This window comes from Nonomuraea sp. NPDC003709 (genome assembly GCF_040610775.1).
GTDB classification, from domain to species: Bacteria; Actinomycetota; Actinomycetes; order Streptosporangiales; family Streptosporangiaceae; genus Nonomuraea; species Nonomuraea angiospora_A.
The window spans coordinates 30,322-42,939 of record NZ_JBEXMW010000031.1 but is presented as its reverse complement, the minus strand read 5'-3'; the positions used below and the strand labels follow the sequence as shown (position 1 = coordinate 42,939).

Sequence of the window (12,618 nt, the reverse complement as noted above, 5' to 3'; positions counted from 1 at the left end):
AGGAGGGATAAGCCCATGATCCCCATGATCACTGCGCTTGTGTCCTCCCGGGGCGCGGACCACGTCTGACCCCGGAGCGGACAGGCGCCTTCACCGGAGAGTGCCTTGACCGTGAACCAGAACGACCTGACCATCCGCCCGATCACCGGGCACGAAGAACTCAACCTCTTCTCCCGGCTTCCCTACGTCCTCAACGAGGAACTGGCGGACGACCTCGCCGCCGGTCGCCGCCGACCGCAGTGGATGTGGGCGGCCCTTCGCGGCGACCACCTGGTGGCCAGAGCCGCCTGGTGGGGCCGGAACGGCGACGACACACCGTTCCTCTTGGACATTTTCGACATCGACGACAGCAGCGCGGATCACGAGCGCATAGAGATCGGCGTACGCCTGCTGCAGACCGCCATGGCCGAAGTCGTCCCGGCAGGCACCCGTCCCCCCGGGTACAACCGCATGATCCCGCCTGACTGGCGCGAGGCCGGAGCGACCAGGCGCGTCGTCGAGGACCGCATGGCCGCCCTGGAACGGACCGGCGCCCGCCTGCTCGTCGAACGGCTGCGCCTGGAGTGGCGCCCCGGGACGCCGATCCCCGATCCCGGTGGACGCCTGGCGTTCCGGCCGGTCCGGGACACCGAAGATATCCTCGCCCTGATGACCTTGGTCCTGGATGGCACGCTGGACGCGCACAGCCGCGACGATCTGACCCGGATGTCCCCCCGTGAAGCGGCGGTCAGACACTATGAGGACGAGCTTGCGCATTACCGGAGCCCGCGAGACTGGTGGCGGGTCGCGACGCTGCCGGACGGCGAGCCGGTGGGGTTCGTCACCCCGGCCCGCAACGACTACAACCCCATCATCGGCTACCTCGCCGTGCTGCCCGCGCACCGAGGCAACGGCTACATCAACGACATCCTTGCCGAAGGCACCCGTATCCTCAGCGCGCAGGACGTCCCGCGTATCCGGGCGGCCACGGATCTCGGCAACGTTCCCATGGCGAGCGCCTTCCAACGCGCCGGATACGTCAACTTCGAACGCACGATCAACATGACCTGGGACTGATCCGGGCCTCGGGCGGGAGGCCACAAACGACCTTCCGCCTGGCTCGGCCGCAGTGGAGGACCGCCGCTCAGGCGGTCTTGTGGCCGGCGCGGAGGAGGCCGTAGGTGACTGCCTGCTCCAGGGCCTGCCACGACGCGTCGATGATGTTCTCCGCCACCCCGACCGTGGCCCACTCGGAGGTGTCGTCGCTGGAGGTGATGAGGACGCGGGTGATGGCGTCCGTGCCGTGGGTGCCCTCGAGTATGCGGACCTTGTAGTCCACCAGTTCCAGCTTCGCCAGCTCGGGGTACAGCTGCTCCAGCCCCAGCCGCACGGCCTTGTCCAGGGCGTTGACGGGGCCGTTGCCCTCGCCCGTGGCGACGATGCGCTCGCCCTTGGCGTGGAGCTTGACGGTGGCCTCGCTGACCAGTTCGCCGCCCTTCGTACGCTCCACGATCACGCGCCACGACTCGACCTCGAAGTGGCGCTTGCGCTTGCCCTCCACGGTGTCGCGCAGCAGCAGCTCGAACGACGCGTCCGCGGCCTCGAAGGTGAATCCGCGCGACTCCAGGTCCTTGACGCGTTCGACCAGGGTCTTGGTGTGTTCCGGGGTGAGGTCGTAGCCGAGTTCGCGGCCCTTGAGCTCGACCGAGGCGCGGCCGGCCATGTCGGAGACGAGCATGCGCATGTCGTTGCCGACGGCGGCGGGGTCGATGTGCTGGTAGAGGTTGGGGTCGACCTTGATGGCGCTGGCGTGCAGGCCGGCCTTGTGGGCGAAGGCGGAGGTGCCGACGTACGGGGCGTGGGAGTTGGGGGTGACGTTGGTGACCTCGGTGATCGCGTGGGCGATGCGGGTCATTTCGGCGAGGGCGGTCGTGGGGACGAGGTCGAAGCCGCGCTTGAGCTGGAGGTTCGCCACGACCGTGAAGAGGTTGGCGTTGCCGGAGCGCTCGCCGTAGCCGTTCGCGCAGCCCTGTACGTGCGTGGCCCCGGCCTTGACGGCGGCCAGGGTGTTGGCGACGGCGCAGCCGGTGTCGTCGTGGCAGTGGATGCCGACGCGGGCGCTGGTCAGGACGGCCTCGTGGACGATCTCGGCCAGCTCGTCGGGGAGCATGCCGCCGTTCGTGTCGCACAGGGCGATGACGTCGGCCCCGGCTTCGGCGGCGGTCCTGAGGACTTCGAGCGCGTAGGCTGGGTTGGACTTGTAACCGTCGAAGAAGTGCTCGGCGTCGAGGAAGACTCGCTGTCCCTCCGCACGAAGGTGAGAGACCGTGTCGCGGATCATCGCGAGGTTCTCCTGGAGAGTCGTGCGGAGGGCCAGCTCCACGTGCCGGTCGTGGCTCTTGGCGACAAGGGTCACGACCGGCGCGCCGGATTCGCGCAATGCGGCCACCAACGGGTCGTCGGCTGCCTTCACACCGGCTCGGCGGGTCGCACCGAACGCGGCGAGCTGCGCGTGCTTCAGGTCCAGCTCTGTTTGAGCACGCCTGAAGAACTCTGTGTCCTTGGGGTTGGCGCCCGGCCAGCCCCCTTCGATGAAACCGACGCCCAGGCTGTCCAGGTGGCGCGCGACGGCGAGCTTGTCGGCGACGGTGAGGCTGAGCCCCTCCTGCTGAGCGCCGTCACGCAGCGTCGTGTCGTATACGTGGAAGCGGTCGTCGGCCATGAGTCTCTCTTCTCTGGAAGCCTCTGGAAAGCAAAAAGACCCCTCACGGACGTGAGAGGTCTGCGCGCTGGCGGTGTCCCTTGTCAGCCAGCGCGCCTGCTGATAATGAGCAGACCGTAGAACATGGTGCCGCCCAGTCTGCCATACGCATTCAGCATCTGGCACATCGATCTCAGCTTCTGGGACAACCCTTTACACGGTGACGCCGTCACCACCTGTGATGACGCGCTCGAGCGCGGCCGGGTCGAACGCCTCGTTGCCCAGCAGCTTCCCGTCGAGCAGCACCGTGGGCGTGCCCTGGAGGCGGACCTTCGCGGTCTCCGCCAGATGGGCCTGCGCGTACGACTGCGACCTGACGCACTCGTCCACCGACGCCCCCGCCTGCCTGGCGGCCTTGACCAGGTCCTCGACGGCGAATCCGGACGCCTCGCCGTGCGGCGCGGGCTGCATGGCGTACAGCTCGTCCCTGAAGCCGAGCCAGTTCTCCTCGGGGACGCAGCGGGCGGCAGCGGCGGCGCGGATGGAGTTGGAGCGCATGGGCTCCTCCTGGAAGATCGTCACCGGGTGGAAGACGACCTTGACCTTGCCTTCCATGGCGAGTTTCCTGATGGTGCCGTCTACCTTGGCGTGCATGTCCTTGCAGATCGGGCAGTCGAAGTCCTCGTACACGTCCAGCACAGGGGCGTCCCCGCCCCGGTCGGCCAGGACCATCGATCCGTCCATCTGCCGGGTCAGCCGCACCCCGTCGGACGATCGGCCCGGCTCCGAGAACGACACCACCCCGAGTATGGCGATGGCCACGCACGCGAGCGCCACCGCCAGCAACCGCTTCATCATCAGCCCACTCTCACCTCATTGATCGCGCAGACCTTACCCGATGCCGGGAGAATGGATATATGAAGGCATACCTCCTAGATCCCGCCGTAGCACAGTACGTCCTCGCGCACACGACCCCGCCCGACGCCCTGCTGGACGAACTGGCGAAGGAGACGCTCAGCGCCACCGGGGACGCCGCCGGCATGCAGATCTCGCCCGATCAGGGCACCTTCCTGACCATGATCACCCAGCTCGTGGCGCCCCAGGTCGTCGTCGAGGTGGGGACGTTCACCGGCTACTCGTCCGTGTGCATCGCCAGGGGCCTGTCCGGCGGGCGGCTGCACTGCTTCGACCTGAGCGACGAGTGGACCTCCGTCGCCCGCCGCTACTGGCGCGAGGCCGGGGTGGAGGACCGCGTGACGCTCACGCTCGGGCCCGCGCTGGAGACGCTCGCCGCCTTCGACCAGACCGTCGACCTGGCCTTCCTCGACGCCGACAAGGGCAACTACCCCGGCTACTACGAGCTGCTCATGGAGCGCCTGCGGCCCGGCGGCCTGATCGTGGCGGACAACACGCTGCGCCGGGGCCACGTGGCGGACCCGGCGCACGAGGAGCAGACCACCGTGGAGATCCGGCAGTTCAACGACCTGGTGATGGAGGATCCGCGGGTGACGGTGCTCATGCTGCCGGTCGCGGACGGGATGACCCTGATCAGGAAGAACTAGGCGCGGCGGCCGGGCCCTCGCGGACCCGGCCGTCCCCACTAGACGATCTTGTGGATCCAGTTGTGGGCGTCGGGGCGGGCGCCGTACTGGATGCCCACCAGCTCCTCGCGCACCCGCATCGTCACCGGGCCGGGGCTGCCGTCGGCGACGCTCCAGGAGCGGTCGGCGCCCTTCACCGTGCCCACCGGCGTGACCACGGCTGCCGTGCCGCACGCGAACACCTCGGTGAGCTCCCCGGACTCGCATCCGGCCTGCCACTCGTCGATCGAGATGAGGCGCTCCTCGGTCTCCAGGCCCAGGTCGCCGGCCAGCTCCAGGATCGACTCCCTGGTGATGCCGGGCAGCAGGGTGCCGGTCAGCGCGGGGGTGACGAGCTTGTCACCGAAGACGAAGAACAGGTTCATCCCGCCCATCTCCTCGACGTACTTGTGCTCGTGGGCGTCCAGCCACACCACCTGGTCGCAGCCGTTCTCCACGGCCTGCCGCTGCGCGACGAACGCGGCCGCGTAGTTGCCGCCGCACTTCGCGAAGCCCGTGCCGCCGGGGGCGGCCCGCGTGTACTCGGTGGACAACCAGACGGAGACGGGCTTGAGCCCACCCGTGAAGTACGAGGCCGCCGGGGAGGCGATGACCATGTACTTGTACGACTTCGACGGGTAGTTGACACCGAGCCCCGCCTGGGTGGCGATCATGAAGGGGCGCAGGTAGAGGCTGTGACCCTCGGTCGTGGGCACCCATTCCCTGTCGGTCTGGACGAGGAGCTCGAGCGACTCCACGAAAGCCTCCTCCGGCAGCTCCGGCATGGCCATCCGGAGCGCGGAGCGGTTGAAGCGGGCGGCGTTCGCGTACGGGCGGAACGCGACGATCGAGCCGTTGGCCTGGCGGTAGGCCTTGAGCCCCTCGAACAGCTCCTGCGCGTAGTGGAAGACCGAGGTGGCCGGGTCGAGCGAGAGCGGGCCGTACGGAAGGAGCTTGGCGTCGTGCCAGCCCTGCCCCTCGGTGTAGTCGATCGAGACCATGTGATCCGTGAAGGTCTGCCCGAAGCCGGGGTTCGCCAGTACCTGCTCCCGCTCGGCCGCGGTGCGAGCGTGGTCGGATAGCTGCACGTCGAAGCTGAGCTTCTGAGCGATGGTCATGACGTCGGTCCTTCTCTCTGCGAATCTGCCCAAATCTACAAGAAATCTGCGGATCGGTGCTGGTGAGCGGGCGCTGCCCGGAAGGCAGTCCCGGTACTTCCTATTGTCTCGCTATATGGGATGGCAAGCGGCCAATGCGGCGATCAGCCCTTTTGGACGCAAAAAAGCGCCTGGCGGCCCTCGTCGGACCACCAGGCGCGTTGGGGGCTAGGCGGTCCTAGCCGGATACTCGCGCGGTGATGTCGTCACCGATCTCGTGGGTGGTGCGACCCGCCCAGCCGGCCAGCCGCTCGAGGATGTCATCGGCGACCGCCTGCTCGACCTTGGCCGCCTCGGCGTGCAGGCCGAGGTGGTCGAGGAGCATGGCGACGGACAGGATGGTCGCGGTGGGGTCGGCCTTGCCCTGGCCGGCGATGTCCGGGGCGCTGCCGTGCACCGGCTCGAACATGCTCGGCGCGGACCGCTCGGGGTTGATGTTGCCGCTGGCGGCCAGGCCGATGCCGCCCGCGATGGCGGCGCCCAGGTCGGTGATGATGTCGCCGAACAGGTTGTCGGTGACGACCACGTCGAACCGCTCCGGCTGGCTCACGAAGAACATCGAGGCCGCGTCGATGTGGCAGTAGTCGGTCGTGACGTCGGGGTATTCCGCTGCCAGGCGGTTGACCGTGCGCTGCCACAGGTCACCGGCGAAGGTGAGGACGTTGGTCTTGTGGACGAGCGTCAGCTTCTTGCGCGGCCGCGTGACGGCCTTCTCGAACGCGTAGCGCACCACGCGCTCGACACCGTAGGCGGTGTTGAGCGACTCCTGAGTGGCGATCTCGTGCGGGGTGCCGCGCCGCATGGCGCCACCGGTGCCCGCGTAGAGGCCCTCGGTGCCCTCGCGGACGACGATCATGTCGATGTTCTCCGGCGGCGTGTCGGCCAGCGGGGTCTCCACGCCGGGGAACAGCTTGACCGGGCGCAGGTTGACGTAGTGGTCGAACTCGAAGCGGAGCCGCAGCAGCAGATCGCGCTCGAGGATGCCCGGCGGCACGCTGGGGTCGCCCACGGCGCCGAGCAGGATCGCGTCGTAGCCGCGCAGCTCTTCGAGCACGGCGTCGGGCAGCGTCTCGCCGGTACGGTGATAGCGTGCGGCTCCCAGGTCGTAGTGAGTGGGCTCGATCTTCGTGCCCACTGCCTCCAGGACCTTGAGCCCTTCGGCCACGACCTCGGTGCCGATCCCATCGCCGGGGATGACGGCCAGACGGATGTTACGCGACTCCATGGGCGGTACCTTACCGCGTCGTCTCGGCTGACGAACACTTCATCTCATCTTTCGGACGCCCCCTTTGTCCGGTATTGCGGTTCTTTGACCGTTTCGTTAAAGTCACCGACCAGCCTAATCCGCGCGCCGTTGCGTGGAGCCGGGGACCCACATTCCCCCTGGGGCGAGTCGGCACCCCCATGCCGTAGGGCTACTTCCAGGCCCGAGCCCGTCAGCTAACCCGGCCGGCCTTATGGAAGGACAGACCCCTGTCTCGAATCGCCATTGTCCTGGCGGCGGGCGCCGCCGGGCTCATGCTGGCCTCCCCAGCCCATGCCTCGGCCAAGATCGACGACCTCACCACCCTGACCGGCGGCCAGATCAAGGAAATCCAGGAGAAACAGGCTCCGAAGCCCGCCTGGAAGGTCGCCATCAAGTTCGCCATGAGCAAGCGCGGCACCCCGTACGTGTGGGGCGGCGCCAGCCCGAGCGGATACGACTGCTCCGGGCTCATGCTCAGGGCGTACGAGCACGCCGGAATCGAACTCCCCCGCACCGCCGCCGAACAGTACGGCGCGTTCACCAAGAAGATCGCCTGGAAGGACCTCGAACCCGGCGACCTGGTCTTCTTCCACGGCCTCGGGCATGTCGGGATGATCTCCCGGCCCGGCTACATGGTCCACTCGCCGCACACGGGTGACGTGGTCAAGGAAGAGCGCCTGACCTCCTGGCGCAGAGACTCCTTCGTGGGTGGCGTCCGCCCCGACCGCAAGGGCGTACGGCTCTGGTCCAAGCTCCAGAAGCAGCGCGACGAAACGCCCACCACCCTCACGGCCACCCTGTAGGAGGCCGCGGCGTCCGCCTCCCCACGCGACGGTCAGGGGAGGCGGGCGTCGAAGATGAGCTCCCAGGCGCGGGCCCTGGCGCGGGCCACCGCGCCCAGCAGGACGCCGCTGTCCCCCAGCGTGCTGGCCACCACCGACGGCCGCAGCGGGCCGAGCTCGGCGATGCGGGCCTCGATGGACTCCCCCAGGAGGTCCAGGTTGCGGCCCACGCCGCCGCTGAGCACGATCACCTCCGGATCCAGCACGGCGGCCACCGCAACCAGCAGGCCGCCGATGCGGCGCCCCTCGGCCTCCACCACCGAGCGGGCCACTCTGTCGCCGGAGGCGGCCGCGGCGAAGACCTTCTTGGCCGTCCGCAGGCTCAGGCCGGCGGCGCGGGCCGCGCGGACCACTCCGGGCGCGGCGGCGACCGCCTCCGTGGCGCCGTGGGCCAGGGCGTCACCGGCCGGCGGCGCCGGGTCCTCGGTCGCGGGCAGGTACGAGACCTCCCCCGCCGCTCCCCGGGCGCCCACGTACAGCTCACCATTGATCACGATGCCCATCCCGACGCCGGTGCCGACGGACACCAGCGCGAAGTTGGACTTGCCGCGCCCCGCCCCGTGCGTGTGCTCGCCGACGGCGGCCAGGTTGATGTCGTTCTCGATGACGAGGTCGACCTCCATCTCGGCGCGCAGGCGCTCGGCCAGGTCGGAGCCGGGCAGGTTGGGGGCGAACTCCAGGCGGCCGAGCTCCGGGTCGTACACGCCGGGCGTGCCGACGACGGCGCAGGCGATGTCGGGCCAGTCGACGACGGCCTCGGAGGCGGCGGCCCGGCACAGCTGTCCGACCAGGAGAGCCAGTTCGGCGGAGGTGAGGGCGGTGTTGCGCCCGTCCCTCCGGCCGGCGAATTTCCCGCGCAGGTCGGCGACGGCGACCCTGATCCAGTCACGCCCGATGTCGACGCCGGCGACGTGGGTGGCGGCGGCGTTGACGTCGTACAGGGACGTGACCGGCCCCGGGCGGCCGGAGACCTCGCCGACGAGGTGAACGAGCCCGTCCACCTCCAGCCCGGCCAGGGCCGCGGACACCGTGGGCTTCGACAGGCCGGTGATCTTGGCGAGGTCGGTGCGCGAGGCGGGGCCGTGCTCCTGAAGATGGTCGAGCAGGCGGCGCTCGTTCAGCACTCGCAGCATCCGCGGATTACCCAGGTCGCCCCGCATCTCACCCTCCTTGAGGAAACAGAGCCTAGCCAACGTGCCTGATAGTAAATTACCTTTCTTACCAAGCACAGGGGCGGCACATCCGGAAGGACGAAGTGCGATGCACCGAGCATGGCGATCAATCCCTGTCGCGGCGGTCCTCCTGGCCGCCGCCTGCGGAAACGCCGGGAACAGCACCGGAAACGGCACCGGCGCCACCACCACGACCACGCAGAACCAGGGCGGCAAGACGATCGCGCTGTTCCTGCCCGAGTCCAAGACCACCCGATACGAGGCGTTCGACCGCCCGCTGTTCGAGGCGAAGGTCAAGTCGCTCTGCCCCGACTGCAAGATCCTCTACAGCAACGCCGAGCAGGACGCCCCCAAGCAGCAGCAACAGGTCGAGGCCGCGCTCACCCAGCAGGCCGACGTGCTCGTGCTCGACGCCGTGGACGCCAACGCCGTGGCTCCCCTGGTGAACCAGGCCAAGCAGAAGAAGGTCCCGGTCATCGCCTACGACCGGCTGATCTCGGGGATCGACTACGCGTACTACGTCTCGTTCAACAACGTACGGGTGGGCGAGATGCAGGGCCAGGCCCTGCTCGACGCCATGACCGCCAGGGGCACGGCGGCGAAGGGCCAGATCGTGATGATCCACGGCTCCCCCACCGACCCCAGCTCGGCCGACTACAAGAAGGGCGCCAAGAGCGTGCTGGACGGGAAGGTGAAGGTCGGCAGGGAGTTCGACACGCCGGACTGGAGCCCCGACAAGGCGCAGCAGGAGATGGAGCAGGCCATCACCGCGCTGGGCAAGGACACCGTCACGGGCGTGCTGTCCGCGAACGACGGCATGGCGGGCGGCGCGATCGCGGCCATGAAACGCGCGGGCTACAAGCAGCTCCCGCCGATCACCGGCCAGGACGCCGAGCTGGCCGCCGTCCAGCGCATCCTCACCGGCGAGCAGTACATGACCATATATCTGGACATCAGGGCGGAGGCGGAGAAGTCCGCCGAGCTCGCCGTCGCCGTCGCCAAGGGCGAGCAGCCCACCGCGCCCGCCAAGGTCAACAACGGCACGGCCGACATCCCGGCGTTCCTCCTCGACCCCATCCCCGTCACGGCCGACAAGGTCAAGGACACGATCGTGAAGGACGGCTTCTACACCGCCGCCCAGCTCTGCACGGGCGAGGTCAAGGCCGCCTGCGAGAAGCAGGGCATCGAGTAGATGCTCTCGGCGACAGACATCTCCAAACGGTACGGGGCGGTCCAGGCGCTCGACGGGGCCCGCCTGGACCTGCGCCCCGGCGAGGTCGTGGCCCTCATGGGCGACAACGGCGCGGGCAAGTCCACGCTGGTCAAGGCCATCTCGGGGGTCGTGACGCCGGACGCCGGCACGATCACCGTGGACGGCTCGCCGGTCAGGATCGCCAACCCGCACGACGCGCAGGCCCTCGGCGTCTCGACCGTCTACCAGGACCTCGCGCTCTGCGAGAACCTCGACGTCGTGGCCAACCTCTTCCTGGGCACCGAGCGCCGCCGCGGCTCGCTGCTGCGCCACATCGCCATGGAACGCGCGACCCGCGACCTCCTCGGCCAGCTCGACGTGCGCATCAGGGACATCAGGGTGCCGGTCGCCATGCTGTCGGGCGGCCAGCGGCAGTCGGTGGCCATCGCCAGGGCGCTCATCGGCGAGCCGCGGCTGGTCATCCTCGACGAGCCCACGGCGGCCCTGGGGGTCGAGCAGACGGCGCAGGTGCTGGCGCTGATCGGGCGGCTGCGCGAGCGCGGGCTCGCGGTGCTGGTCATCTCGCACAACCTCGCCGACGTACGCGCGGTGAGCGACCGCGTGGTGGTGCTGCGGCTGGGCCGCAACGCCGGTGAGTTCACCACGGCCACCGCCTCCCAGGAGGAGATCGTGGCCGCGATCACGGGGGCGGGGACATGACCGACACGCTGGTACGCAGCCCGTACACGCCGAAGGTCGCCGTCGAGCGGCTGCGCCAGGGGGACGTCGGCGCATGGCCGGTGGTCGGCGGGCTGATCGCGATCGCGATCGTGTTCAGCACGCTCAACGACCGCTTCCTGTCCCCCGAGAACCTCACCAACCTCGTGCTCCAGATGGCCGCCACCGGCACGATCGCGCTCGGCATCATCATGGTGCTGCTGCTCGGCGAGATCGACCTGTCGGCGGGCTCGGTCAGCGGCCTGTGCGCCACGATCATGACGATCGTCCACGTCAAGCAGGGCTGGAACCCGCTGCTCGCCATCCTCCTGGCGCTCGCCGTGGGCGCGGCGATCGGGTTCCTGCACGGCCTGATGCTGACCAAGCTGCGGATGCCGTCGTTCGTCGTGACGCTGGCCGGGCTGATGGGCTGGCTCGGCCTGCTGCTCTACCTGCTGCGGCAGGGCGGGACGATCAACCTGCCGTTCACCGGGTTCATCTCCAAGCTGAGCGACACCTGGCTGCCGGGCTGGCTCGCGTGGACGGTCGCGGCGGCCCTGGTGGCCGTGTCGGCGGGCGCGTCGCTCGCGGTCAGGAGGCTGCGGCTGGCGGCCGGGCTGCCGGTGACGCCGCTGTGGTGGTCGCTGGCCAAGGCGGGTGGGCTGGCGGTGCTGCTCGCCGCGGCGGTGATCGTCATGTCGGCGGACCGCGGTGTGCCGCTCCTGCTGATCATCTTCGGGGCGCTGGTGGTGCTGCTCGACCTCATGCTGAGGCACACCACGTTCGGGCGGCACCTGTACGCCGTCGGCGGCAACGCCGAGGCCGCCAGGCGCGCCGGCATCAACGTCACCAGGATCAGGATCCTCGCGTTCATGCTGGCCTCCACGCTGGCGGCGGCCGGGGGCATCCTCGCCGCCAGCCGCCTGTCGGCCGTCAACCAGGGCTCGGGCGGCAGCGACATCCTCCTCATGGCGATCGCCACCGCGGTCATCGGCGGCACCTCGCTGTTCGGCGGGCGCGGCCGGGCCTACGACGCGCTGCTCGGCGTCCTGGTCATCCAGGCCATCTCCAACGGCATGTACCTGCTCAGCGTGGACTCCTCGGTGCGGTTCATGGTGACCGCCGGGGTGCTGGCGCTGGCCGTGGCCATCGACTCGCTCGCCCGCAGGGGCGCCGCCCGGTGACCCGGGTCCTGGGCATCGACGTGGGCGGGACGAAGGTGGCCATCGGGGTGTCCACGGCCGACGGCCCCGCGCTGTCCGCCCACGTCCGCCTGGACACCGGGCCTGACACGCTGGCGCGGGCGCTCGCGGCGGCCCGGTCCCTGGACGGCACGCCCGCCGCAGTGGGCTTCTCGACGTGCGGGGTGATCCGCGATGGCGTGGTACGGCTCGCCCCGAACGTCCCCGGCTGGGAGGGCCTCGAACTGCCGAGGCTGCTCCAGGAGGCGTACGGCGCCACTCCGGTGTCCATCGACAACGACGTGAACGCGGCGGCCGCCGCGGAGCTGCGCTGGGGCGCTCTGCGCGGGGTCTCCACGGGCGTCTACCTGAACCTGGGCACCGGCCTGGCGGCGGCCCTGGTGGTGGACGGCCGGGTGGTGCCGGGCGCCCACGGCGCGGCAGGCGAGATCGGCTACCTCCAGGTGACGCCGGGCGAGCCCGCCTTCGCCGACGGCCGGGTGCCCCTGGAGGAGCGCGTCGCGGGCGGCGCGCTGGCCGCCCGCGGCACCGCCCTCCTGGGCCGCCCCGTCACGGCGGCCGAGCTCCTGGGCGGAGGTCACGCGCGGGAGCTGGTGGACGAGGCGCTGCGGACGCTGGCCATGAGCGTGGCGAACCTGTGCGTGGTCCTCGATCCCGAGCGCCTGGTGGTCGGCGGCGGCATGATGGGCGCGGCGGAGCTGATCCTGCCGAGACTGGCGGCCGAGGTCGGCCGGGCGGTGCCGTTCCCGCCGGAGGTGCGCCCGGCCCGCTTCGCGGACGACGCGCCCCTGCTGGGCGCGCTGGCGCTGGCCCGTGCGGCGGTAGCGTAG

General features: G+C 69.9%; 12 protein-coding genes and 1 riboswitch. Of the genes, 7 read left to right on the top strand and 5 right to left on the bottom strand.

Going from position 1 to position 12,618, the window contains the following annotated elements; genetic code table 11:
* The first annotated feature begins 105 nt into the window (after nt 1–105).
* Nucleotides 106–1,056, top strand: coding sequence for a GNAT family N-acetyltransferase (locus tag ABZX61_RS55840; RefSeq protein ID WP_355208831.1), 951 nt, complete (start codon nt 106–108; stop codon nt 1,054–1,056).
* Nucleotides 1,057–1,123: 67 nt separating this feature from the next.
* On the opposite strand, the gene cimA is transcribed toward ABZX61_RS55840, so the two are convergent.
* Together cimA and ABZX61_RS55830 are read right to left on the bottom strand one after the other, a co-directional pair.
* Nucleotides 1,124–2,701: a citramalate synthase gene (gene cimA / locus ABZX61_RS55835; RefSeq protein ID WP_350729667.1), complete on the bottom strand. Its 1,578-nt coding sequence runs from the start codon at nt 2,699–2,701 to the stop codon at nt 1,124–1,126.
* 192 nt (nt 2,702–2,893) lie between these two features.
* A complete protein-coding gene (locus tag ABZX61_RS55830) occupies nt 2,894–3,538 on the bottom strand; it encodes a thioredoxin domain-containing protein (RefSeq protein WP_355208828.1) in 645 nt (214 codons plus the stop codon).
* Between the two features lie 59 nt (nt 3,539–3,597).
* On the opposite strand from ABZX61_RS55830, the gene ABZX61_RS55825 reads away from it, so the two are divergent.
* Nucleotides 3,598–4,242, top strand: coding sequence for an O-methyltransferase (locus tag ABZX61_RS55825; RefSeq protein ID WP_350729663.1), 645 nt, complete (start codon nt 3,598–3,600; stop codon nt 4,240–4,242).
* 38 nt (nt 4,243–4,280) lie between these two features.
* Here ABZX61_RS55825 and ABZX61_RS55820 read toward each other — a convergent pair whose 3' ends face one another.
* Nucleotides 4,281–5,378 carry a branched-chain amino acid aminotransferase gene (locus ABZX61_RS55820; RefSeq protein WP_355208825.1) on the bottom strand — a complete coding sequence of 366 codons (1,098 nt, stop codon included), beginning with the start codon at nt 5,376–5,378 and terminating at the stop codon, nt 4,281–4,283.
* Between the two features lie 217 nt (nt 5,379–5,595).
* On the bottom strand, nt 5,596–6,642 hold the full coding sequence (locus ABZX61_RS55815) for a 3-isopropylmalate dehydrogenase (RefSeq protein WP_350729660.1): 1,047 nt from the start codon (nt 6,640–6,642) through the stop codon (nt 5,596–5,598).
* A gap of 101 nt (nt 6,643–6,743) precedes the next feature.
* Nucleotides 6,744–6,887, top strand: a riboswitch (cyclic di-AMP (ydaO/yuaA leader).
* A 48-nt stretch (nt 6,888–6,935) separates the two neighbouring features.
* On the opposite strand from ABZX61_RS55815, the gene ABZX61_RS55810 reads away from it, so the two are divergent.
* A complete protein-coding gene (locus ABZX61_RS55810) occupies nt 6,936–7,466 on the top strand; it encodes a C40 family peptidase (protein WP_355208821.1) in 531 nt (176 codons plus the stop codon).
* A gap of 32 nt (nt 7,467–7,498) precedes the next feature.
* Here the strand turns inward: ABZX61_RS55810 and ABZX61_RS55805 are convergent, their stop codons facing one another.
* Nucleotides 7,499–8,665 carry an ROK family transcriptional regulator gene (locus ABZX61_RS55805; RefSeq protein ID WP_355208818.1) on the bottom strand — a complete coding sequence of 389 codons (1,167 nt, stop codon included), beginning with the start codon at nt 8,663–8,665 and terminating at the stop codon, nt 7,499–7,501.
* 100 nt (nt 8,666–8,765) lie between these two features.
* Here ABZX61_RS55805 and ABZX61_RS55800 point away from each other — a divergent pair, with 100 nt between their 5' ends.
* Genes ABZX61_RS55800 through ABZX61_RS55785 form a run of 4 tightly spaced genes read left to right on the top strand, consistent with a single transcriptional unit; the run spans nt 8,766 to nt 12,618 of the window.
* Complete coding sequence (locus tag ABZX61_RS55800) at nt 8,766–9,869, top strand: sugar ABC transporter substrate-binding protein (RefSeq protein WP_355208816.1); 1,104 nt, start codon at nt 8,766–8,768, stop codon at nt 9,867–9,869.
* Nucleotides 9,870–10,589, top strand: coding sequence for an ATP-binding cassette domain-containing protein (locus ABZX61_RS55795; RefSeq protein ID WP_350729654.1), 720 nt, complete (start codon nt 9,870–9,872; stop codon nt 10,587–10,589).
* A complete protein-coding gene (locus ABZX61_RS55790; RefSeq protein ID WP_350729652.1) occupies nt 10,586–11,770 on the top strand; it encodes a sugar ABC transporter permease in 1,185 nt (394 codons plus the stop codon). The genes ABZX61_RS55795 and ABZX61_RS55790 overlap by 4 nt, the downstream gene beginning before the upstream one ends.
* Nucleotides 11,767–12,618, top strand: coding sequence for an ROK family protein (locus ABZX61_RS55785; protein ID WP_355208812.1), 852 nt, complete (start codon nt 11,767–11,769; stop codon nt 12,616–12,618). The genes ABZX61_RS55790 and ABZX61_RS55785 overlap by 4 nt, the downstream gene beginning before the upstream one ends.